We start from the raw sequence: 21,738 nt of genomic DNA on the forward strand, positions 1-21,738 counted from the left end.
GCTTGGCGAAATGATTTTTGAGCTTGGCGAAATGATTTTTGAGCTTGGCGAAATGATTTTTGAGCTTGGCGAAATGGTTTTTGAGCTTACCTACAGGGTAGATATTAAAATACCAAGTTCATAAAGCAGCAAATGCAGGACGATGCTCAATCCAAGGTTTTGCAGTTTCTATTTGAGCGGCTAAACTGATGAGAATGGCTTCAGCAGCAGGTTTACCAATTAGCTGCACACTTATAGGTAAGCCATTGGCGTCAAAACCAACGGGAAGTGCGATCGCAGGTAAGCCAGTTGCATTCGCTACTGGACAAGGAGCAATCCAATTGACAATATTTTGAAATGTTTCTTCCGGGCTGAGGTGCGCCCATTCTCCCACGCGAATAGGTGAATGTAAATATACTGGTAAAATGAGTATATCTACGGTGTCAAAAAAAGCGACGATTTGCCGTGACACCATCTGCATTTGATATACTGCTTGCAGGTATTCACCAGCAGAACCACTACGTGCAAGTAACCAACGATTCACTGGTTGCAAGGCTTCTGGGGGAAGACCCGAAGCGGCTACACCAGTTTGCCATACGACCTGAAATGGTTCTACCAAACCGCTAAAATCTGGACTTTTTTCTTCAACTGTGTGACCTAGTTCTGCTAATAATTTTACTGTTTGCAGAACGCCCTGCTGACAATTGGCGTCGGCTGTGCCAATAGGTGGAATTGCTGTAGCATAGGCAACACGTAGCTTACCAATTCTTTCTTTACTGGCAACGAGAAAAGATGGTTCAGGATCGCTTAACCAGTAGGGGTCGCCTGTGACATAGCCAGACATAACATCTAAAAGGGCTGCTGCATCAGCAACAGTGCGAGCAATTGGGCCGTTAGTAGCAATTCCACTGAGGCGATCGCCTACAGGTGCATGAGTGACTCGTCCTCTAGCTGGCTTGATTCCCACTAATCCACAACAAGCCACCGGGCCACGAATTGAACCACCACCATCAGAACCTTGAGCGATCGCACATAATCCAGCTGCAACTGCTGCGGCTGCACCACCACTAGATCCACCGGGAGTGTATTCTAAATTCCAAGGATTTCTAGCTGGTGGAAAACCCGTAGGTTCTGTGTAAGGAAATGAACCAAGCTCTGAAGTGGCAGTTTTACCAAGAAGAATAAAACCTGCTTGCTTAATCCGTGTGACTACACCATCATCAAAGTCAGGAATGTTGTTAAGTAACGCCGGATTACCAAAGTTACAAGGAACACCAGCTACAGGATTGAGGTCTTTGATTGAAATTGGCACACCAAAAAACGGTGGTAATTCCTTGCTATTTACCAACATTTCTGTTTTGGCTTTCGCATCAGCGATCGCTTGTTCTGCTGTCACCGTAAAATAACTTCCCAGTTGGGGATTGAGGCGTTGAATCCGTTCTAGATATATCTGCACTAACTCTAATGGTGACACTTCCCGATGTCGGATTAACCGTGCTTGTTCCAGGGCTGGGGTAAAGGCTAAGTCTATTGAGTTCATTTGATTATTAAGTAGATAGTTGTGTTTATTATTAGCGTTTTCTAAGTAATTTTTTACCTAAAATTGTTAGTTTATCAGGAATTTAGGGAACTTTAAATATATAGCTCTTAATATTTACCATTCATACAGCTTTCTGAGGGGAGCATCCCAATTTTTGAAAAATATATTTGTCATTCTGAGCGTAACGAAGCGGAGCGAAGAATCTCAAGTCTTGAATTGGTCTTGAGATGCTTTATTATGCTATCGATCCATTTAGTATGACAGTCAATTTAAACATTTGGAATGCTCCCCTTTCTGAGTTCTAAAGGAGGTGGTTTCGCTATTAATTTAGCTACAACTCCACTTCATAGACATTTTCATCGTAGTGCATCAATCTTAAAAAAATCCTAAAGGCATATTTATGGCAGACTTAGAAAAGCTAGTTAATGAACTACTACACCTTGCTGACAGTCTTAAGCTTACGATTGGCAATACTGATCAAATTAAAAATGAAATCATACGCATAACTAATGTTCAAGAGCAAATCTGTAACATTAGAGAAGTTATTGAGGAAGAATTGGGATTTGAGAAAATAAAAAACTTTGCAATGAAAACACTACCTTTTATAGGGACAGTGGCTAGTATTTTTATTCCTGGTGGTTTTTTAGTAGATGCAGCTATTACAGGTAGCGCGGGTTTTATCGCAGAAAAATTTGGCAATCCAGAGACGGAAATTACTCTGAATGATTTACAAGAAAAAATTGAATCATGGCTTGAATGGTGTGATATTCTGAAAGAAATCTCAGAAGATATTTTAAAAAAGTACCAAATTATCAATCAAATTAAATTATATAGTAAGTTTTTCAGCTTACCTACTCAATTTCAAAATATTGATGATAGCCTAAGAATTAACTTAGCCTTTGGTAATTCCAATATTTTACAACAGCAAAAACAAAAAATTATTAATTTACAAAACCAATTGTTAAAAATACAGCAAATAATAAATGATATTATTAACTATATTGAAAATGATGATCAAGATATATTAAGAGTGGTAGTAGGTTTATCTGGTTTTTTTGGAGATTCTTATTTTGCAATAGAATGGTATGACGATGAACACGGATTAATTGTATCTAGTGATGATAAATTTAAAGCCGTAGCAGATGTCCTTGCTGAGTGTAAATATTTTAAAGAGAAAACAGGTACTTTAATTGTACAGGGCAATATTCTTAGAGGACAAGTAGAAGAAGCCATAAACTCTTTACAACAGAAAAATCAAAAAGTAGAACTTTCTCAAAGTAAAACAGTAACTTCTCTCTCTAATCTAGAACAAAAATCAAAAAAACAGACCAAATTAGGACATTTGATTTTATTGATGACTTCAAGTTTAGCAGCCTTAATTTTTGTTAGCCTGCTAGTCACCGAAAAATTACATCAGATACAGCAGATCGGCTTTCATTTAAATCAAGATGGAATTTATTTAACTAACCTAAAATCTGCTGAAAAACTTGGTATGGAAGCTGCTGTTATGGTGCAAAACCCACCACATCCTATAGAAGTTTGGCAGCAAGCAAAAGCTAAATGGCAAAAAGCATTACAGTTGTTAGAAACTATTCCAGAAGGAACATCAATTTCTGTTCAAGCAAAAAAGCAGTTAGTTAAATATCGTTTTAACTATGATGCCATTAACAAAAGATTGATGACTGAACAGAAAGCAATGACAAACTTACAACTTTCCCAAAAACTAGCAATGGAAGCTGCTATTATTGTGCAAAATCCACCACATCCTCCAAAAGTTTGGCAACAAGCAAAAGCTAAATGGCAACAAGCAATTGATTTATTAGAAGGCATACCTGACAGTGTATCTATATCTAATCAAGCTAAGGAGAAGCTTTATACATATAAAACTAACTACACCGCTATTAGTACACGGTTAGAAGACTAAAAATTTATATAATTTGAAACTATTCTTCTTTAATGCTGGTATTAAGCAAGGGTGTTTTCTTGGTAACAAATTAATCTGAGGAATATTTAGATTGTATTAAAACAAATGCGATCGCTTTCTTTCCTAGCTAGTTTATGATTTAAATCTAAATCGCTTCTGTTAGTTGATTGTTCAAGGTTTCAAGATCAATTTCGTAGCGTTGAAACAGGTCGCTCAAAATAGTCTTGTCTGTTTCAGCTAGACGGACTAAACCCCACAACAGATGCTCAGTCCCAATAGATTTCTTACCCTGAAGCCGAACGACTTGCAATGCAAGCTCTAGAATGAACTTACTCTGTGGGCTAAATTTTGGATTCTCGCGAGATTCAAAAGAATGTTCATTGGTTTCTATGTCCAGTGTCGCGCCATTTGCTCGAAGTAAACGAGCAGAGGTTGTAGTTGGATCAGCTAACAAGCCAGCAAACAGATGTTCTGGCTCGACTTGCGATTTCTGCGAACGTGCTACCTCATTTCGTGCAAACTTGACTGCGTTGATTGCTTTTTCGGTGAACCGCTCGAAACCAAACTCGAAACCAAAGTGATTTTTGAATCGCTCAACAAGTGTTTGCATAGAATTTTTTGCCTCGTAGATGAAAACGTCTTCAAGTGGAACGTTGAACAGACTAGCAATTTTGAAAGCCATGTCTAGGCTGGGGTCAAACTTGCCAGATTCAAAACCATTGACCGCCTGACGACTAACTCCTAACTTCCTGGCGAGGTCAGATTGTGACTACTGGTGCAGTTGCCGAAGTTCTTTCAGTCGGTTTTGCATAGCTTCGTTGATTCGTGGTCAAGTACTACTTTACATATTTGAACGCCAAAGCGTCAAGTTTCACTTAACAAAGATTGTTTAGATAATGTTTGGGGTAGTAGGAAATCCCATTGCGTACATACAAAGTTAGTGCGATCACTCATTTTTCACTTCTGTTTAAAGACGGGTATTCACGCCCAAAATCATCCGGTTTACCTCACTAACTTTTCAAGAAAGAATCGCCATCATAGATTTATAAATCAAAAGTTCAGAATTAAGGGCAATCAGGGGAGATTAAAAATGGCTATTATTCGTTGGCGGACTTACCCAGAAATTAATGCTTTCAACCGTCAAATGGATCAAATTTTTGATGATATGTTGCGAGTTAAACGTCAGCCAGAAATGACTTGGAAACCAGCAGTTGAACTCCAAAATACCAATGATAATCTAATTTTGCGAGTCCAAATCCCTGGTGTAGAAGCAAAAGACTTGGATATTCAAGTAACAAAAGAAGCAGTTGCGATTACTGGTGAAAACCGTTACGAAAACAAAGGTCAAATTCGTTCAGAATTCCACTATGGAAAATTCCAACGAGTGATTCCTCTACCAGTAGCAATTCAGAATGACCAAGTACAAGCAGAGTACAAAAACGGTATACTGACGCTGACATTACCTAAAGTTACAGAAGCGCGTCAGAAAGTAGTGAAAATCAATTTAGCAGATAACACTACTGAGCCAGTTGCAAAAGTAGCCCCAACAGAAGAACCCCAAGCTGCTTAATTTGCAATTGAGCAAATCAAAATTTTACCTTATTGGTTGGTTTGTGTGATGGAGATTAACCGCTTTCGTTTTCTAGAAATTAAATTCTAGATCGCGAAGGCGGTTTTTTTATATGTTTCCAATGGTAATGTCCACTCGATATAAAATAAAGTAGATAATTCTAAATTAGGTCTATTTTATTATCATCCAGCCCGCCTCATAATTAATTGGTGAGGCTAATAGCAAAACTCGGTTAAAACCGACTGTTGATTGGTACTTTAGTCAGTTTTAGAGGACTTCAACTATTAGCCGGTGAACTTTAGTTCAGGGCGGTTTATGTCTAAAATGAAATAGCCTTGATTCTGGGAGCATCCCAAATGTTCAAAACGCCTGCGATTGAAATCGCAGTCTGATAGCGAAAGTCGGCTTCAGCAGACTGTTTGATTTTATGAAGTCGTCTGAAGACGACTTGCGCTATTAGCAAAGGGTTTAAACCCTTTGCTTTACGGTATTTTGAAAAAATTGGGATGCTCCCCTGATCCTAAATTTTGACCAAAAATTCCCCAGAAAAATTTTGTCGGCTCAATCCAAAATCTAAAATCGGATGACTGTGTTATCTTCTGCTTTACCAACGATTAACATTCTCAAACAACTTACCAGTTCTGCTTGGATCGAACAGGCGATATCTAATTTAGATATTATCCTCCTCGACCACGCTCAATGCGAACGCAAAGCGGCTGGTGTGGCGTTGAACTTGATGTTTCGCTATCCTTCCAATGCGAAGATGGTGCGGGAACTCACCAAAATTGCTCGCGAAGAACTCGAACACTTCGAGCAAGTCAATCAATGGCTAGAAGATAAAAATATACCGATGCGCCCTCTGACACCGCCTCCCTATGGCGCAGGTTTAAAAGCCCAAATTCGCCCCAAAGAATCTGATCGCTTGTTAGATTCTTTGTTAGTCAGTGGATTAATTGAAGCTCGTAGTCACGAACGTTTGGGTTTATTAGCTACTCATTGTCCTGAGCCAAAATTAGCCAAATTTTATCACAGTTTGATGGCATCCGAAGCCCGTCATTTTGGAACTTACTGGGTGCTAGCTGATACTTATATTGACCGTGAAATTGTTAACAAAAGACTCGATGAATTAGCAATTATTGAGAGTGAATTGCTAGTGAATTTACATCCTGAACCGAGAATTCATAGTTAGGAACGGGGAACAGGGAACGAAGCTTGACCATTGACCATTGACTTTTTACTAATGACTAATCACTATTACAAAGATTTTTTGATTCGGAGTTGGGAAGAAGGCGATCGCATTCCTGCTTCAGAAGTTATCCGGTCTGTATTATCAGAATATAGTCTTGGTTGGGAGCCAGATGGTGCTGATCGAGATGTGTTGCAAGTCGAAGAATGTTACTTAGCCACTGGTGGAGAGTTTTGGGTAATTGAATACCAAAATCAAGTTGTGGGTACGAGTGCATATTACCCGATTCATCGAGGCGAAAAAGCTGTAGAAATTCGCAAAATGTATCTTTTGCCGATTGCTAGAGGTATAGGATTAGGGAAATATTTGTTACAAGAATTAGAGAGAGCGATCGCCAAGCGTGGTTTTCAGCAAATTTGGATTGAAACCGCCAGTGTTTTAGCAGAAGCAGTCAAGTTGTATGAAAGCAATGGTTACAAAGCTGCAAGAGGTGTAGAGACAACACGGTGCGATCGCGTTTATGTGAAAATTTTAACGGGCGACAATTGCGCCCGCAAGTCAACTGCGAGCTAATACTGAAAACTTAAAGATTTACTGATAATTGATAATTGATAATTGATAACTGTTAACTGATCAAGTCTCATCAGTCTCGTCTACGTAATTCAAAAAATCACCCGGTTGAGCGTTTAGTTGTTTACAAATCACTTCAACAGTTCCTCTGTCTGGATAAATATTTCTATCCCTCCAAAGCCTAAATGCAGTTGCTCTTGGTAGTCCAGTGATTTGCCAAAACTTGTTTGCGCTAGGAATACCTTTTTCTTTGCCAAATTCTTGAATTCTATTTGTTAATCCCATTTTCTTAGACTACTTCGGAATATACTTATTCATAATAAATTACAATATACCTGCATCTTGACTTGGAGCAACGGCGAGCAAGATGTTTTTGTTGACAAAGATGCTCAAGCCATCGCCCAAACACTAAGAAAAATCACAAAACCAATCTAAATTTCCATCCAGGGTGAGCAATGCTCACCCTACCGCTTCAGAGAAATATTTGTTACAAATGACCAATGACCAATGACCAATGAGAAATGATCAATTGGAAAAACCTACTCAACCTCTTTCTCCAATCTCATTGTCCTTTGTGTGAGCGTTCCACTTCCCAAGAATTATGTCCAAACTGTCTTCGCCAACTGCAAAAATGTCATAATCCCAACACCCATTCTTTACCGATATTTGCTTGGGGTGCATATGGCGGTATCCTCAAACGAGCGATCGCCACTATGAAATACGAAAATCACCCGGAAATTGCTCGTCCGTTGGGACAATTATTAGCAGAAGCATGGTTATCACATCGGAAGTGCGATCAGAATTTAGTAGTTGTTCCGATTCCACTTCACGTCGAAAAGCTCAAACAACGCGGGTATAACCAAGCTACACTCATCGCTCAAAGCTTTTGTGAAGTCACCGGATTACGATTAAAAAAACATGGTTTAGAAAGAATTAAAGTAACTGAAGCACAATTTGGCTTATCAGCATTACAGCGACAAGAAAACTTAACAGAAGCCTTTGGATTAGGGCAAGACTTGCGTGTATCTCCGAAAATCCCAGTACTATTACTAGATGATATTTATACCACAGGCGCGACTGCTAGGTCTGCTATCCAAACACTTCATCAAAGCGGTATATCTGTTTATGGTTTAGTGGCAGTTGCAACCACTGCTAAGTTTTTAAAACCTTGATAACTGATAACTGATAACTGATAACTGAATCATACGTGGGCAAGCTGTGCTAGAGACAACTATAATTAAGCCAATCGCGCTTAATTTGTGGGAAAACTTTTGGGGATGAGAAGTCAGGCTTTTATTGTAAGTTTAAAAAAAATTGCTTTCATTCCTGCCTCTTTGCTGGTAATTGGTATAAGTGCAACAGCAACTTTTGCTCAAGTTAACAAGTTGTACAATCCAATTCCTCTACCTGGCAGTTATGAAGTTTCTGATACACTGTCAGAAAAAGATATTCCCACAGGTCAGGGTGGATTTGCCCGTGACTATATGGTGAGTCTGAAAAAGGGTGATAATCTAGCGGTTGATCTCAGTTCGGAAAACTTTGATAGTATTGTGACTCTGTTGGGACCAGACGGTACAACAGTCGCAGAAAATGATGATGGCCCTGATGGTAGTAGTAATTCTTTGTTGTTTACCCGCATTGTAGAACCCGGAACTTACATCGTTCGCGTCCGGTCTTTCGGCGAAACTGGAGTAGGGACTTTTAAACTCAAGGTAACGCGATTGCAACCAGTTAAATAATTTTGGATTTTGGATTTTGGATTTTGAATTTGAGATTGAGAAAGATCCAAAATCTCAAATCAAATTATTGTCATCACGCATAAAAACAAAGCTTCAGTCCATTCCACGACAGCACCATAGGTATCGCCAGTATGTCCGCCTAGTTTGTGATTAAACCAGGCTCCAGTAATGATAGCGATCGCACTTCCACTAACTATCATTGCTACGGCAAAAAAGATTAGATTACGGTTAAGGAAAATTTGCCAGCTACTTAAAGCTACTAATAAAACTAGTGTTGGTAGCCAATCTTTGTATGAACGAATAGCTTGTTTATGAAAAGCTCCCTTACCAGTTGGTTTCAGATAAGGATAATGAGCGATCGCCATGACTTGTCCCCAGCGTCCCCACCCAGCAGCTGTCATGAGAATTAACCAACGGTTTTGTTCTAAATCTGTCAGTGCAGCTGTTTTAAGTAGTATCAAAGCGATCGCAGCCATTGCTCCAAATGCACCTGTGGCGCTATCCGCCATAACTTCTAGTCTACGTTGAGGATCACCCACAGCTAATCCATCAGCGCTATCCATTGCTCCATCTAAATGCAGTCCTCCAGTAATCGCAATCCAACCGCATACAACCAAAGCACTACGAGTTAGCGCTGTTATACCTAGATAAATCATCAGAGCATCAAATAAGCCTAAAATTCCTCCAATCATCAGTCCAATGACAGGAGCAAAACGGGCTACTCCTTGGAAATCAAAAGCATACATGTATGGTAAAGGGATAGTCGTATAAAACACAACAGCTGATCCGATACCAAGTAGTAGTTGTTTCCACCACTGACACTTGTTGGTCATAGTAGTTACGCTAGTTGTTATTTGTAATCATTAGTCATGAATCATGGTTCAAATGACGAGTAATAATGACGCTCATAATTCCGGCACAACCCTGATATTCATCTTTAAAAATTTAAATAAGATTTACCAGTATGAGTAACTTCACCAAAAAATTTTGTTATGCTTATCTCAGTAAAAACTTTGTTAAATGTATAAATACTTGCTTTTAGAAAGAATCTAAATAAAGTAGCTATTATAAACTGGTTATACTAGCACTAATCAAAGAAACAATAGAAAAAAAGATACATTAAGCATTTTTAATTTAGATACTCATATCATGTGATACACAAAAAACTAATGATCACAGATGTTTCTTTTCCAGCTAACCTTTTAACCTTCTATTTTGATTGGAGTAACTATATTTATTAAGATTATTAGAATTCACATTTACGGCGTTATGTCAACAAAAAATAATTTATTGCAGCTAATTAGGCGATCGCTATACAAAGTTGATCAAGATATTAGATAAATATTAAATAGCAGGGGTCAACCAAGCGACGAGATCGACTGTTTAACTATGTAGTTAGGACTTTACGCAAAACTACACGCTGTAGGAGCAATTTATGAATTGTCCGACTGTGAAAATCAGAGTTTCAGCTTATTGTTTGCGTAAGTCCTGGTAGTTTTTATCTACACTCCAGAAGCAATTGGATTATGAGTCACCATCTACCCGAAAGTAAGATACCAGCTCCATGCATTATCAATACAGGTGTGGTTGTCAACAAACTCGATATGCGACGATTACTCACAGATTTAGGTCGTGTTCGCTATTTCTACACACAGGATGGTGAATGCAAGAGCGACGGTGAAGGGAATGTGATGGAAGTATTTGCCAATCCGCAACGATCTACTCTGGTTGCTAACCACGCCCTTTATCTCAATCTTTGTAGTTTTGATTACTTAGAATTAAAACAATCACCACAAAAAGAAACTTACTTTGACTTAGTTCAAGAAGGAAGTCGTCTGCGCTTGATTCCTCTTTCCACTCCTATGCAAGAGCGAGATGAGCGTTGCTTAAATGTCAGCGCCATCGAAGCAATGATGGAACAAGTACTCTCAGCCAGATGGGATGCAGAAATTGACGATGATCCTTCTGATCTATTTTAGGATTGGGGATTGGGGACACGAGGACACGGGGACAAGGAGGACAAGGAGGACAAGCGAGAAAAATTAACTAACTACTAACCAATGACCAATGACCAATGACCAATGACCAACAAAATACACTCTTGACTACAAACTTCTCTTTTCAATGTCTGGCTCAATGTAGCCAAAGCAAAGCACGGGCTGGGGTATTTTATACACCACATGGAGTGGTTGAAACTCCTCGTTTTATGCCAGTGGGGACTTTGGCAACTGTCAAAACTCTTACCCCTGCTCAACTCAAAGAAACAGGGGCGCAAATGGTGCTATCTAATACCTATCATCTGCACCTGCAACCAGGAGAAGCAATTGTGTCAGGAGGTGGAGGACTGCACAAGTTTATGGGGTGGAATGGGCCGATGCTCACCGATTCTGGAGGCTTTCAAGTCTTCAGTCTGAGCGAAATGCGGAAAATATCTGAAGAAGGCGTGACATTTCGCTCACCCCATGATGGTCAAATTATCAAATTCACACCCGAAAAATCCATTGAGATTCAAAATACACTAGGGGCGGATGTGATTATGGCCTTTGATGAGTGTCCGCCTGCTACAGCTAATCGCCAAGAGGTGGAAGCAGCAACAGAGCGCACTTACCGATGGCTTTTACGGTGTATAGAAGCACATCAAGGCCATAAAGAACAAGCATTATTTGGTATTGTTCAGGGTGGAGTGTATTTAGATTTGCGCGCTCAAGCGGCGGAAGCTTTGCATAAACTGGATTTACCAGGTTATGCTATCGGTGGCGTGAGTGTGGGTGAGGAACCAGAACTAATTCATCAAGTTGTGCAAGTTACAGCACCACTGTTACCTTACCACAAGCCCCGTTATTTGATGGGTGTAGGTACTTATCAAGAAATGGTAATTGCGATCGCCTCTGGTATAGATTTATTTGATTGTGTGATTCCTACACGTTGGGCGAGACATGGTACGGCTATGGTACAGGGCGATCGCTGGAATTTAAAGAATGCTAAATTTCGCGAAGATTTTACACCTTTAGATGAAACTTGCCCTTGTTATACCTGTCAGAATTTTACTCGTGCTTACATCTCTCATTTAGTGCGATCGCAAGAAATTTTGGCATATACATTATTGAGTATTCACAATATCACTGAACTGATTCACTTTACCCAAAAAATACGAAAAGCTATATTGAACGACACCTTTGCTATAGAGTTTGGTAAGTGGTTGAAGAATTAAAGTCAAGCAAATTTCCCTAATCCAAAAATCTAAAATCCTGTTAGGGCTTCGGTCTCCAAATGGTAATATAGGGGTTATAAATTAATCAACCTGTGGAAGACGGGTTGCTGCCAGTGGACGCTTTGTAAGACCTTCCACCGAACTTGGTTCGGACATTTGTTCCTACAGAAGGCAAAGCAAACGAAACTGGAAACCTCTGTTACACCTCTATGGGTGTAATTTTGGGTACTTCACGATCTATCTCAATTCTGAAAGCTGTGTTGGATAAAGTGGATTTAAACAAAAATGGAAGCAGCAATTTTATTAGCTAAACTACCCGAAGCATTCCAAATCTTCGATCCTTTAGTAGACGTTCTCCCGCTCATTCCTTTGTTCTTCTTGCTGCTAGCTTTTGTTTGGCAAGCAGCCGTAGGTTTTAGATAAGTTATTTACAAGTTATTTACATAATTTTATCGAGACAGGCATTTCACCTGTCTTATTTTTTTGCTATGGTTTTGTTTTGAAAAGTTTATATTTATTAATAATTTGTTATATTTTAAAATAAATTAATATAGGATTCAACAAGTTGATTAACAAATCAAGTTCTTAATTTAAGCAAACAGTCAACGAGGTTTGAACTATGGGTAACATCAAATTCGTAAAAGAGGATAAAGAAGTTATTGCTGCTGATGGTGCTAATTTACGGCTAAAAGCTTTAGAAAACGGCATAGATATTTATAAAGTTTGGGGAAAAATGATGAATTGTGGTGGCTACGGTCAATGTGGCACCTGTATTGTAGAGATTATCGAAGGACAAGAAAATTTATCACCTCCTACAGAAGTAGAAAACCGTTTCTTAAAGAAAAAGCCTGCTAATTACCGACTTGCTTGTCAAACAGTAGTTAATGGTCCAGTCAGTGTAGTAACAAAGCCTTAATTTAGTCATTGGTCATTGGTCATTGGTCATTGGTATGACAAAAGACAAATAACTCAGCCAAGCCATGATGATGGTATCCTAAAAGTGTTGACTGGAATCTAAGAGAGGCTTTCTTACTATGCAGGTTAATGACCTGGGGTTTGTAGCCAGCATTCTATTTGTGCTGGTTCCTGCTGTTTTTTTAATCATTCTTTACATTCAAACAGCTAGCCGCGAAGGTAGAAAAGATAGTTAATACCTTGTGTATTTTTTGTATAAAATAAAAGCCCTCACACTAAAAGTGTGAGGGCTTTTACAGTGATCACTGATTTAAGCAGCAGATGTTCGTGCTAACAACACTGGACAAGTCGCATTAATTCTCACGTAATCAGACAAAGAAGAACCTAAAAGTCTATCTAAATCAACAAAACTCTTAGCAATAGAAGGACGGCGATCCGGAGAACCCATTAACAATAAGTCTACGTTCAGTTCTTCTGCTAAACGACAAATTTTTTCACCAGGTTTACCCATACTTAGCACACAACGAGGTTGCACACCCAGTTTTTTTGCTTCCGCAGCAGCAGCAGCTAAAACAGGGTGTTGATCAGCAGTAACCTGGGTTGTGGTAGTTGGTTCACCTCCTCCTAAATCTGTGATTACATGTGTTAAGATTAGCTCTCCACCCTTGATATCTCGAATCAAGAATAAAGCCAAATCTAGGCAGCGTTTTGACGCATCAGAATTGTCCATTGCCACCATAATGCGCTTAATATTTTTGACATAAATGTCATCTTTGACTAGCAACATCGGGCGAGAAGACAGTTGAAAGACGTATTGACTGACGGAGTTTGCTAAAATTGATTGCAGACGCTTCAGTCCACGAGAACCCATAATAATCAAGTCTGCATCAATTTCATCTGCTACTTGGCAAACTACATCTTTAGGCTCACCTTGTCGCAAAATGGAAGAGACTTGGGTAGGATTTAAAGCTAGAGACTGAATTGCATTAGCCAGGATTTTGCCACCTTCTTCCCACTTCGCTGTCATCGAATCTGCGGTGCGTTGTGGTGGAACAACGTGCAATACTGTAACTTTTGCCTGTTGAATTGATGGCAGTTCTTTCAAAGTCTTAAGCATCTCTTCGGCGTGTCCCAATCCAGAGACAGCAATCAAAATGTTTTGTATCATTTTCGTCTTCCGTAGCTGTTAGTTGTTTGCTCTCTAGTAATTGGCTCAACTTTAACTTTCACCGCCTGCTAAATCACTTAGTCAATGTTTAATTGCAATTAACAATTAACACCAAATACTTAATATTTTCGACAGTGGACTCTTGACTAAATGTTCTTACTCTTTATACCTAGTGACTGAGCTTCTCAACTAGGCTTTAATAATTTAGCTTACTCTATAATTCTGCATGATTAACTTAATGAATGGTTATGATTTTTATCACTTTTAATCTATGTTTACGCTTTTTAATTAATCTCTAGTTAAGTATTGCAAAGACAAGCAAAAAGCTATTCAGTAAACTACTTTAGCTGAGAATGCTTAGTATAAGTTAAGTCTTTGCATAAGAATATTTACAGAATTATAGCAAGATACAGATTCAAATTCTTCGGTTATATATTAATTAGACTCAAAAATAACAAATTGTTAATACTTGAATGATTTCAAAAATTTTATTTTCAATAAATTACTTAATAAACTGGAGTTTCTGATGGACAAAATTTGAGAATCGCAAAGTCAAGCTCCCTGATTTCTTTAAGAAATCAGGGAGCTTATCTATCACGAATGATTTAGGAATGCTTTAAAAATTAGGTAATGGCTAATTCGTAAAATGAATTACCAATTGCCCATTATCTTTTCACATAGACTAAAGATGAAAAGCTATGATTTTTTCTTATGATTTGACTTTCCGAGCTTGCACCAAGTAACCACAACGATGCTCACCATTGATAATCCAGTGGGTACGTTCTACTGTACAATCTGGTAAAACAGCAGCAAACATTTCTAACTCATGGCCGCAAATACTGGGGAAAGACTCTGCAAGGTTAGAGATGGCACAGTTATGCTCCATTAAAATAAAGCGATCGCCATCATCACTTAATTGCTCAGTTGTATCTATAGGGTGATACTCTGCCATGTAACCCTCAGATTTCCTTAGTTCTACCAGATTTTCAACCCTTTGATGTAAAGAGCCATCACCTAAGCGATCGCGATATTCTTGGGCTTTACGCTCCCACTGTTTCTTTAAAATACTGCTGACTTGATCGTGTCCAACCGTTTGAGCCACAGTATCGAGTAAGGAAACGGCAAAATCTCCATAGGTATCAGCCGTTTCTCTTCGCAGGCGATCGCGTCCCTTATTGCTTAACTTATAAACGTGCTGCGGTCGCCCCATCCCCGCTTGCACCGACGAATAGACAATTAAATCCTCCGCCTCTAAATCCTTGAGATGGCGACGAATCGCTTGGGGGCTAATATCTAAGGCTGCGGCCAAATCAACTGCCGTAGCTTCCACCTGTTTGACCAGATATTCTAGAATATCCTGTTTAGTTGAGGACTGCTGGGTAGTCACCATCATCGTCCCAAAAAATCATGATTAAATTTCACTTTGACAACAATATTGTTGTTAATCTAGCGTAAAATGAAGATGTGTTAAACAACATAGCTGTTGTTTTAGTAGTTATCCTTATTGTAACAGTCGTGTGACCATTCAGTAACACGAAATGGGAATTGGTTATCAATCCCGCTCCCATCCTTAAAGAGTATAGAGTTGTGAACACAAGAGAAAATCGCCGATGAGTGCTACTGTTAAAACCTTAGTCAATCAACCCTACAAGTACGGCTTCATTACCAACATTGAAGCAGACACGATTCCTCGTGGACTAAACGAGGATGTCGTCCGCATGATTTCTGCCAAGAAAAATGAGCCAGAATTTATGCTGGAGTTTCGCCTCAAAGCTTACCGCCAGTGGCAAAAAATGACAGAGCCAACCTGGCCAAGCGTTAAATACCCAGCTATTGACTATCAAAATATTATTTACTACTCAGCCCCCAAGCAACAAGCGAAAAAGAAAAGCTTGGAAGAAGTAGATCCAACCCTGCTCGAAACCTTTGAAAAATTAGGTATCTCTCTATCAGAACAAAAGCGACTGGCGAACGTCGCCGTAGACGCAATTTTTGATAGCGTTTCCGTCGCCACCACCTTTAAAGAAAAACTGGCGAAAGAAGGGGTAATCTTCTGTTCTATTTCCGAAGCATTGCAGGAACACCCAGATTTAGTGAAAAAATACCTGGGTAGCGTCGTTCCCATTGCTGATAATTATTTTGCTGCTCTCAATTCAGCAGTATTTAGCGATGGTTCCTTCGTCTACATTCCCAAAGGCGTGAAATGTCCGATGGAACTATCTACCTATTTCCGGATTAACAACGGTGACACCGGACAATTTGAGCGGACATTAATTGTTGCTGAAGATGACAGCTATGTTTCCTACCTCGAAGGCTGTACAGCACCAATGTACGACAGCAACCAGCTACATGCTGCGGTTGTGGAACTTGTGGCGCTTGATAATGCGGAAATTAAATACTCCACTGTGCAGAACTGGTACGCTGGTGATGAAAAAGGCAAAGGCGGTATTTACAACTTCGTCACCAAGCGCGGTTTATGTCAAGGCGTAAATTCCAAGATTTCTTGGACACAGGTAGAAACTGGTTCTGCGATTACTTGGAAGTACCCTAGCTGTGTGTTGGTGGGTGATAACTCTGTGGGTGAGTTTTACTCGGTGGCGCTGACTAATAATATGCAGCAAGCCGATACTGGCACCAAAATGATTCACGTTGGTAAAAATACCCGCAGTACAATTATTTCTAAGGGAATCTCTGCTGGTAATTCTAGTAACAGCTATCGCGGCTTGGTGAAAATTAACCCGAAGGCCCAAGGAGCTAGAAACTACTCTCAGTGCGACTCGATGCTGATTGGGGATAATGCTCATGCCAATACTTTCCCTTATATTCAGGTACAAAATAATACTGGCAAGGTAGAGCATGAAGCTTCTACTTCCAAAATAGGGGAAGACCAATTATTTTACTTTGCTCAACGGGGAATTTCTGCGGAAGATGCTGTGACAATGATGATTAGCGGCTTCTGTAAGGACGTGTTTAACAATCTGCCGATGGAATTCGCGGTGGAAGCTGATAAACTGTTGAGTCTGAAGTTAGAAGGTAGTGTTGGTTAGTTCGTAGTAAGCACGCTTTGTGCTTCATTTATCCGTTAAAAGCGCTTTAGCGCTTACTACAAACAGAGAATTAAAGAGAGAGAACATGATTATTGAAAATAGTGAAGTTGTGCTGTCGGTAAGAGACTTGACGGCTGAAGTTGATGGGACACCGATTCTTAAGGGTGTGAATCTGGAGGTACGTTCCGGCGAGATTCACGCGATTATGGGACCGAATGGTTCTGGGAAGAGTACCTTTTCTAAGATATTGGCTGGACATCCGGCCTATGAAGTGACTGGCGGTGAGGTGATTTTCCAGGGACAAAATCTATTGGAAATGGAACCGGAAGAACGTGCTAGAAGTGGTGTGTTTTTGGCGTTCCAGTATCCTTTTGAGATTCCGGGTGTGAGCAATTTAGATTTTTTACGCTTGGCGTACAATTCTAAGCGCAAGGCTCAGGGATTGGAAGAAATTGATGCTTTTGATTTTGATGATTTGGTAGAGGAAAAGTTAGAAGTCGTCAAAATGGATTCGGCTTTTCTTAACCGGAGTGTGAATGAGGGTTTCTCTGGTGGTGAGAAAAAGCGCAATGAGATTTTGCAGATGGCGCTACTAGAACCAAAGCTGGCGATTCTGGATGAAACAGATTCAGGTTTGGATATTGACGCGCTCAAAATTGTGGCAAATGGAGTCAATCAGTTAACTAGCCCAGAAAATGCCACGATTATGATTACTCACTATCAGCGACTACTTAATTATATTGTGCCGGACTATGTGCATGTCATGGCTAAAGGACGGATTCTCACTTCTGGTGGTAAGGAGTTGGCGTTGGAGTTAGAATCCCGTGGTTATGACTGGTTGTTGGAAGAATTTGCGACTGAGGTGGGTGTGTAATGACTATCCAGGTTTCTCCCAGTCCAATTCCGAACTCAGATCCAGCTGGTTTGAGTGCAAGTCTTTTGGATCGAGATGGTTATTTAACTGAGTTATTAAATCAAATTACTGCATCGAAGTCAGAGGGTTGGTTGCAAGTGCTGCGCGATCGCGCGGCGAATTGGGTACGTCACTCGACTCTTCCTACTACCCGTGATGAAGAGTGGCGATTTACTGATTTGTCTGCTTTACGACAGGTGAAATTTAATCCTGTGGAGACGTTGTACACAACATCTCTACAACCAGATATTTTACCGGAGGCTGCTCATTCTCGTTTGGTTTTTGTTAATGGTGTTTATGCACCAAATTTATCATCAGTCGCTGGCTTGCCAAATGGGGTAGTAGTCGGTAATTTGGATGTGTTAAGTCAGCCGAGTGTAGAGAAATATTTGGCACAGTCAGAAGGTGCTATGGAAGTTTTTACTGCCCTCAATACTGCTGCAATTAATGATATGGCGGTGGTTTGGGTTCCTAAAAATGTGGTGGTAGAAGCACCTGTTCATTTGGTGTTTATTGCTGCTGGTGATCAGGCGAGTATTTCTCAGCCGCGTTGTTTGGTGGTGGCGGAAAGTGGTTCGCAGGTGAGTTTGGTGGAAGAGTATAAGAACCACACAGACACAGAGAGCGCAGAGGAAGTATACTTTACCAACGCTGTGACTGAGATTTGGTTGGAAGATAATGCTCAGGTGAATCACACGCGGGTTGAGTGGGATGGTAGGAAGGCTTTTCACGTTGGGAAAACTGCTGTCACTCAAGGGCGTTACAGTCGATATACTTGTAATGCGATCGCTCTGGGTGCTAAGATTTCGCGTCACAATTTAGAGATTTTGCAAACTGGTGAGCAAACAGAAACTACTCTCAATGGATTGACGGTGATTGGTGGGAATCAGTTGGCGGATACTCACAGTGCGATCGCTCTTAATTATCCTTATGGTAAGACTCAGCAGTTACATAAAACAATCGTAGGCGATCGCGCTCATGCGGTGTTTAATGGTAAGGTTTTTGTGCCTAAACCCGCGCAGTTGACGGACGCGGCGCAATTGAATCGCAATTTATTGTTATCATCTAAAGCCAGAGTCGATACTAAGCCTCAACTAGAAATTACCGCCGATAATGTGAAATGCTCTCACGGTGCGACTGTTAGTCAGTTGGAAGATGATGAGATTTTCTATCTGCAAAGTCGGGGTATTGATCAAGAAAGCGCGCGCCATTTATTAGTTCATGGTTTTGCTGCGGAAATTATCAACCAAATACCATTTCCCTCTTTGCGTGAAAAACTTACACAAACTGTTAACCGATTTTAGTTACAACCTCTTGACTTTTGACTTTTGACTTTTGAAACATGACCTTCATTCAAGAAAGAACCCTTGCTGATCAAGTCCGTCTTGACTTCCCGATTTTACACCAACAAGTCAACGGCAAACCTTTAGTTTACTTTGACAACGCTGCGACTTCTCAAAAACCTCTGTTCGTACTCAATGCTCTGCGGGACTATTACGAACAATACAATTCTAATGTCCATCGTGGTGTACATACCCTGAGTGCGAAAGCGACTGATGCTTACGAAGGATCACGAGATAAAGTTGCTAGGTTCGTTAATGCTAAATCGCGTCAGGAAATTGTTTTTACTCATAACGCAACGGAAGCGATCAACTTGGTTGCTTATAGTTGGGGAATGAACAATTTGCAGCCAGGAGATGAAATCATTCTGTCGGTGATGGAACACCACAGTAATATCGTTCCTTGGCAATTTGTCGCTGCTAAAACGGGTGCGGTACTAAAATTTGTAGAATTGACACCAGCAGAAACTTTAGATTTAGAACATTTCCAAAAGCTGCTTTCGGAAAAAACAAAATTAGTGTCGTTGGTACATGTTTCTAACACTTTGGGTTGCATTAACCCAGTGACAGAAATTTGCACTTTAGCCCATAAATATGGGGCAAAAGTATTAATTGATGCTTGCCAAAGTGTACCTCATATGCCAGTTGATGTGCAGCAAATTAACTGCGACTGGTTGGTAGCTTCCGGACATAAAATGTGTGCTGCAACTGGGATTGGGTTTTTGTATGGCAAGTTAGAATTGCTGCAAGCAATGCCCCCATTTTTTGGTGGTGGTGAAATGATTGCGGAGGTGTTTTTAGACCATTCAACCTACGCAGATTTACCACACAAATTTGAAGCTGGTACACCTGCGATTGGAGAAGCGATCGCTTTGGGTGCAGCTGTAGACTATCTTAGTAAAATTGGCATGGACAAAATCCATGCCTACGAAGCAGAATTAACTGCTTATTTATTTGAACAATTAGAGAAAATTCCCCAAATAAAAATATACGGGCCGAAACCCAATGAGCAAGGTGAAGGTAGAGCTGCTTTAGCTGCATTCACCGTCGCCGAGGTTCACGCCAATGATTTATCTACATTATTAGATACGGAAGGTGTAGCTATTCGTTCTGGACACCACTGCACCCAACCATTACACCGCTATCTCAATATTGCGGCGACTGCACGCGCTAGTTTATCTTTCTACAACACTCGTGAGGAAATTGATATATTCATCAAAGCGCTGAAGGAAACAATCGACTTTTTCACCGGATTATTTGGTGAACAGTGATCAAAAAACCAACTGACGCCTTATGTGAATTAGAAACGCCTCTTATCCTATAAGGGTTTCAAGACAGTTCAGTATTCTTGTTTTGTGACCATCAACGAAGTTAAAAGAGTTTGGAGACTTAATTCACATTAGGCGTAACTGATAACTGATAACTGATCACTGTCAAAACCATGTAGACTGGAAATTGTAAAGAATATGCCGGTCAATGCAGAATCCTACACAGATGTCGCAGTCAATCCGCGCCCATTTATTTATTTCTGGCAGAGTTCAAGGGGTAGGTTATCGTTTTGCTACCGTCGATACAGCTAGTCAACTTGGATTAAGTGGTTGGGTGCGAAATCTCCCTGATGGTCGCGTGGAAGCTGTGCTTGAAGGTGTGCAGGAAGTTGTAGAAGAGATGATTCGCTGGTGTCATCAAGGCCCACCCGCAGCTATGGTTAAAGATGTGATAGTGGAGTACGAAGAACCGGAAGGTTTACGGAGATTTGAAGTTAAGCGTGTTGAGTAACTGCGCAAAATATCCCGCCCAGAAATAAAGTTCAGAGGCTCATAGCAAAAGTCCACTTAAGTGGACTAAGTTTGTTGTTGAGTCCTCTTTAGCCCATATTCCGCACCCATACTGTCACAATCGGTAATTACTGAAATAAATTTATCAATAAAGAATCAAAAAATACTTTTGGTTCTAGAAAGAGATTTTGTCAAGGGTGAATAGCTTGATCTGGTATGTCGAATCAATTGTCAATAAGGAGCAATAATCACCAAATATATTTTTCCGATAATTGATAAATAAATTTCGATGCTGACTTACATGAATGATTAAATTTGTAAATAGATGAAGTTCTCAAAAAAATAACTAAACATGATAATTTAGAGCTATCAACAAGGCAAAGTTAGCTCGGGTGTGGAACAATAAAGAATGAAAAAAAAGAGAATTTCTGAGAAATTATGTAAGAAATTGATAGTAACGATGGCAATCTTCGGGTAAGAGCGACAGTATAAAATCTCGCTCTTGGTTCCAATTAGAAATATGTTTTTGATGGTTAAATGTCACCAAATGAATCGATTGAAAACATTGGAATATCCATCTTAAAGTAGGGTTTGCTGAAAAAGTATGAACAAGCAATCTTAAGGGTTAACTATTTCGTCGTAAGTCCCGCGCTCTAACGCTTCGTTGAGCGTCGGGATATAAGACGGGCGGCGACGATTGCATCTAGGACTGATTCTTTTCACCCCGAAAGAGAAGGAGAAGATGTATGAGGAGTCGCCAAATCTTTCCGGAATGCTGGTACTAAAAATAGTATATAATAGTACTGACGGGGCGACAAAATAGCCTAAAAAGCTTATAGTGTAAAGGATGTAGCACTT

General features: G+C 40.0%; 22 protein-coding genes and 1 pseudogene. 16 read left to right on the forward strand and 7 right to left on the reverse strand.

Translation table 11 applies throughout. From position 1 onward, the window contains the following. Positions 1 to 118 precede the first annotated feature (118 nt). Positions 119 to 1,519, reverse strand: coding sequence for an amidase (locus AC5JMK_RS16875; RefSeq protein ID WP_495910628.1), 1,401 nt, complete (start codon positions 1,517 to 1,519; stop codon positions 119 to 121). Positions 1,520 to 1,919: 400 nt separating this feature from the next. On the opposite strand from AC5JMK_RS16875, the gene AC5JMK_RS16880 reads away from it, so the two are divergent. Beyond that, the gene (locus AC5JMK_RS16880; RefSeq protein ID WP_096678189.1) at positions 1,920 to 3,443 is read left to right on the forward strand and encodes a hypothetical protein; all 1,524 of its coding nucleotides are present in this window, start codon (positions 1,920 to 1,922) and stop codon (positions 3,441 to 3,443) included. A 145-nt stretch (positions 3,444 to 3,588) separates the two neighbouring features. Here the strand turns inward: AC5JMK_RS16880 and AC5JMK_RS16885 are convergent, their stop codons facing one another. Then, the gene (locus tag AC5JMK_RS16885; protein WP_495910629.1) at positions 3,589 to 4,053 is read right to left on the reverse strand and encodes a Clp protease N-terminal domain-containing protein; all 465 of its coding nucleotides are present in this window, start codon (positions 4,051 to 4,053) and stop codon (positions 3,589 to 3,591) included. Positions 4,054 to 4,074: 21 nt separating this feature from the next. Further along, positions 4,075 to 4,200, reverse strand: a pseudogene (locus tag AC5JMK_RS16890) (helix-turn-helix transcriptional regulator); the annotation flags it as partial. A 333-nt stretch (positions 4,201 to 4,533) separates the two neighbouring features. On the opposite strand from AC5JMK_RS16890, the gene AC5JMK_RS16895 reads away from it, so the two are divergent. From AC5JMK_RS16895 to AC5JMK_RS16905, 3 genes are all read left to right on the forward strand, one after another. Next, positions 4,534 to 5,013, forward strand: coding sequence for an Hsp20/alpha crystallin family protein (locus AC5JMK_RS16895; RefSeq protein WP_096678187.1), 480 nt, complete (start codon positions 4,534 to 4,536; stop codon positions 5,011 to 5,013). A 589-nt stretch (positions 5,014 to 5,602) separates the two neighbouring features. Beyond that, entirely contained in the window at positions 5,603 to 6,202 is a 600-nt protein-coding gene (locus AC5JMK_RS16900) for a tRNA isopentenyl-2-thiomethyl-A-37 hydroxylase MiaE (RefSeq protein WP_096679266.1), read from the forward strand. 51 nt (positions 6,203 to 6,253) lie between these two features. Then, entirely contained in the window at positions 6,254 to 6,772 is a 519-nt protein-coding gene (locus AC5JMK_RS16905) for a GNAT family N-acetyltransferase (RefSeq protein ID WP_096678185.1), read from the forward strand. A 60-nt stretch (positions 6,773 to 6,832) separates the two neighbouring features. Here AC5JMK_RS16905 and AC5JMK_RS16910 read toward each other — a convergent pair whose 3' ends face one another. Continuing rightward, positions 6,833 to 7,054 carry a helix-turn-helix domain-containing protein gene (locus tag AC5JMK_RS16910; RefSeq protein ID WP_096678183.1) on the reverse strand — a complete coding sequence of 74 codons (222 nt, stop codon included), beginning with the start codon at positions 7,052 to 7,054 and terminating at the stop codon, positions 6,833 to 6,835. A 236-nt stretch (positions 7,055 to 7,290) separates the two neighbouring features. Here AC5JMK_RS16910 and AC5JMK_RS16915 point away from each other — a divergent pair, with 236 nt between their 5' ends. Beyond that, positions 7,291 to 7,941 carry a ComF family protein gene (locus tag AC5JMK_RS16915; RefSeq protein WP_495910630.1) on the forward strand — a complete coding sequence of 217 codons (651 nt, stop codon included), beginning with the start codon at positions 7,291 to 7,293 and terminating at the stop codon, positions 7,939 to 7,941. Positions 7,942 to 8,046: 105 nt separating this feature from the next. Continuing rightward, complete coding sequence (locus tag AC5JMK_RS16920) at positions 8,047 to 8,508, forward strand: PPC domain-containing protein (RefSeq protein ID WP_096678179.1); 462 nt, start codon at positions 8,047 to 8,049, stop codon at positions 8,506 to 8,508. Between the two features lie 59 nt (positions 8,509 to 8,567). Here the strand turns inward: AC5JMK_RS16920 and cobS are convergent, their stop codons facing one another. After that, positions 8,568 to 9,341: an adenosylcobinamide-GDP ribazoletransferase gene (gene cobS / locus AC5JMK_RS16925; RefSeq protein WP_096678177.1), complete on the reverse strand. Its 774-nt coding sequence runs from the start codon at positions 9,339 to 9,341 to the stop codon at positions 8,568 to 8,570. A 693-nt stretch (positions 9,342 to 10,034) separates the two neighbouring features. Here cobS and AC5JMK_RS16930 point away from each other — a divergent pair. The 5 genes from AC5JMK_RS16930 to psbM all read left to right on the forward strand — a co-directional run bounded on the left by AC5JMK_RS16930 (position 10,035) and on the right by psbM (position 12,870). Beyond that, complete coding sequence (locus tag AC5JMK_RS16930) at positions 10,035 to 10,487, forward strand: hypothetical protein (RefSeq protein WP_017311895.1); 453 nt, start codon at positions 10,035 to 10,037, stop codon at positions 10,485 to 10,487. Between the two features lie 122 nt (positions 10,488 to 10,609). Then, positions 10,610 to 11,719: a tRNA guanosine(34) transglycosylase Tgt gene (tgt, locus tag AC5JMK_RS16935; RefSeq protein WP_495910634.1), complete on the forward strand. Its 1,110-nt coding sequence runs from the start codon at positions 10,610 to 10,612 to the stop codon at positions 11,717 to 11,719. Between the two features lie 285 nt (positions 11,720 to 12,004). After that, positions 12,005 to 12,142 carry a photosystem II reaction center protein K gene (locus tag AC5JMK_RS16940; RefSeq protein WP_016863373.1) on the forward strand — a complete coding sequence of 46 codons (138 nt, stop codon included), beginning with the start codon at positions 12,005 to 12,007 and terminating at the stop codon, positions 12,140 to 12,142. Between the two features lie 196 nt (positions 12,143 to 12,338). Continuing rightward, a complete protein-coding gene (locus AC5JMK_RS16945) occupies positions 12,339 to 12,635 on the forward strand; it encodes a 2Fe-2S iron-sulfur cluster-binding protein (protein WP_026721485.1) in 297 nt (98 codons plus the stop codon). 118 nt (positions 12,636 to 12,753) lie between these two features. Next, on the forward strand, positions 12,754 to 12,870 hold the full coding sequence (gene psbM, locus AC5JMK_RS16950) for a photosystem II reaction center protein PsbM (protein WP_096678173.1): 117 nt from the start codon (positions 12,754 to 12,756) through the stop codon (positions 12,868 to 12,870). A gap of 74 nt (positions 12,871 to 12,944) precedes the next feature. Here the strand turns inward: psbM and AC5JMK_RS16955 are convergent, their stop codons facing one another. Both AC5JMK_RS16955 and sufR read right to left on the reverse strand, forming a co-directional pair. Then, complete coding sequence (locus AC5JMK_RS16955; RefSeq protein ID WP_096678171.1) at positions 12,945 to 13,802, reverse strand: universal stress protein; 858 nt, start codon at positions 13,800 to 13,802, stop codon at positions 12,945 to 12,947. 709 nt (positions 13,803 to 14,511) lie between these two features. Then, complete coding sequence (gene sufR / locus AC5JMK_RS16960) at positions 14,512 to 15,192, reverse strand: iron-sulfur cluster biosynthesis transcriptional regulator SufR (protein WP_096678169.1); 681 nt, start codon at positions 15,190 to 15,192, stop codon at positions 14,512 to 14,514. A gap of 220 nt (positions 15,193 to 15,412) precedes the next feature. Here sufR and sufB point away from each other — a divergent pair, with 220 nt between their 5' ends. The 5 genes from sufB to AC5JMK_RS16985 all read left to right on the forward strand — a co-directional run bounded on the left by sufB (position 15,413) and on the right by AC5JMK_RS16985 (position 20,881). Further along, the gene (sufB, locus tag AC5JMK_RS16965) at positions 15,413 to 16,849 is read left to right on the forward strand and encodes a Fe-S cluster assembly protein SufB (RefSeq protein WP_096678167.1); all 1,437 of its coding nucleotides are present in this window, start codon (positions 15,413 to 15,415) and stop codon (positions 16,847 to 16,849) included. Between the two features lie 85 nt (positions 16,850 to 16,934). Next, the gene (sufC, locus tag AC5JMK_RS16970) at positions 16,935 to 17,723 is read left to right on the forward strand and encodes a Fe-S cluster assembly ATPase SufC (RefSeq protein WP_096678165.1); all 789 of its coding nucleotides are present in this window, start codon (positions 16,935 to 16,937) and stop codon (positions 17,721 to 17,723) included. Continuing rightward, complete coding sequence (gene sufD / locus AC5JMK_RS16975) at positions 17,723 to 19,066, forward strand: Fe-S cluster assembly protein SufD (protein WP_495910631.1); 1,344 nt, start codon at positions 17,723 to 17,725, stop codon at positions 19,064 to 19,066. Before sufC ends, sufD begins: the two co-directional genes overlap by 1 nt. A gap of 38 nt (positions 19,067 to 19,104) precedes the next feature. Next, positions 19,105 to 20,373, forward strand: a complete 1,269-nt coding sequence (locus AC5JMK_RS16980) for a cysteine desulfurase (RefSeq protein ID WP_495910632.1) — start codon at positions 19,105 to 19,107, stop codon at positions 20,371 to 20,373. Positions 20,374 to 20,578: 205 nt separating this feature from the next. Next, positions 20,579 to 20,881, forward strand: coding sequence for an acylphosphatase (locus tag AC5JMK_RS16985; RefSeq protein WP_495910633.1), 303 nt, complete (start codon positions 20,579 to 20,581; stop codon positions 20,879 to 20,881). Positions 20,882 to 21,738: the final 857 nt, after the last annotated feature.

The organism is Pelatocladus sp., assembly GCF_059505505.1.

Coding starts and splice junctions, on each gene's coding strand:
- AC5JMK_RS16920 (WP_096678179.1), top strand. CDS start 8,047: ATGAGAAGTCAGGCTTTTATTGTAAGTTTAAAAAAAATTGCTTTCATT.
- sufB (WP_096678167.1), top strand. CDS start 15,413: ATGAGTGCTACTGTTAAAACCTTAGTCAATCAACCCTACAAGTACGGC.
- AC5JMK_RS16895 (WP_096678187.1), top strand. CDS start 4,534: ATGGCTATTATTCGTTGGCGGACTTACCCAGAAATTAATGCTTTCAAC.
- AC5JMK_RS16980 (WP_495910632.1), top strand. CDS start 19,105: ATGACCTTCATTCAAGAAAGAACCCTTGCTGATCAAGTCCGTCTTGAC.
- AC5JMK_RS16880 (WP_096678189.1), top strand. CDS start 1,920: ATGGCAGACTTAGAAAAGCTAGTTAATGAACTACTACACCTTGCTGAC.
- psbM (WP_096678173.1), top strand. CDS start 12,754: ATGCAGGTTAATGACCTGGGGTTTGTAGCCAGCATTCTATTTGTGCTG.
- AC5JMK_RS16905 (WP_096678185.1), top strand. CDS start 6,254: ATGACTAATCACTATTACAAAGATTTTTTGATTCGGAGTTGGGAAGAA.
- AC5JMK_RS16875 (WP_495910628.1), bottom strand. CDS start 1,519: ATGAACTCAATAGACTTAGCCTTTACCCCAGCCCTGGAACAAGCACGG.
- AC5JMK_RS16885 (WP_495910629.1), bottom strand. CDS start 4,053: ATGCAAACACTTGTTGAGCGATTCAAAAATCACTTTGGTTTCGAGTTT.
- AC5JMK_RS16940 (WP_016863373.1), top strand. CDS start 12,005: ATGGAAGCAGCAATTTTATTAGCTAAACTACCCGAAGCATTCCAAATC.
- AC5JMK_RS16915 (WP_495910630.1), top strand. CDS start 7,291: ATGATCAATTGGAAAAACCTACTCAACCTCTTTCTCCAATCTCATTGT.
- sufD (WP_495910631.1), top strand. CDS start 17,723: ATGACTATCCAGGTTTCTCCCAGTCCAATTCCGAACTCAGATCCAGCT.
- AC5JMK_RS16985 (WP_495910633.1), top strand. CDS start 20,579: ATGCAGAATCCTACACAGATGTCGCAGTCAATCCGCGCCCATTTATTT.
- sufC (WP_096678165.1), top strand. CDS start 16,935: ATGATTATTGAAAATAGTGAAGTTGTGCTGTCGGTAAGAGACTTGACG.
- AC5JMK_RS16930 (WP_017311895.1), top strand. CDS start 10,035: ATGAGTCACCATCTACCCGAAAGTAAGATACCAGCTCCATGCATTATC.
- AC5JMK_RS16955 (WP_096678171.1), bottom strand. CDS start 13,802: ATGATACAAAACATTTTGATTGCTGTCTCTGGATTGGGACACGCCGAA.
- AC5JMK_RS16910 (WP_096678183.1), bottom strand. CDS start 7,054: ATGGGATTAACAAATAGAATTCAAGAATTTGGCAAAGAAAAAGGTATT.
- sufR (WP_096678169.1), bottom strand. CDS start 15,192: ATGGTGACTACCCAGCAGTCCTCAACTAAACAGGATATTCTAGAATAT.
- cobS (WP_096678177.1), bottom strand. CDS start 9,341: ATGACCAACAAGTGTCAGTGGTGGAAACAACTACTACTTGGTATCGGA.
- AC5JMK_RS16945 (WP_026721485.1), top strand. CDS start 12,339: ATGGGTAACATCAAATTCGTAAAAGAGGATAAAGAAGTTATTGCTGCT.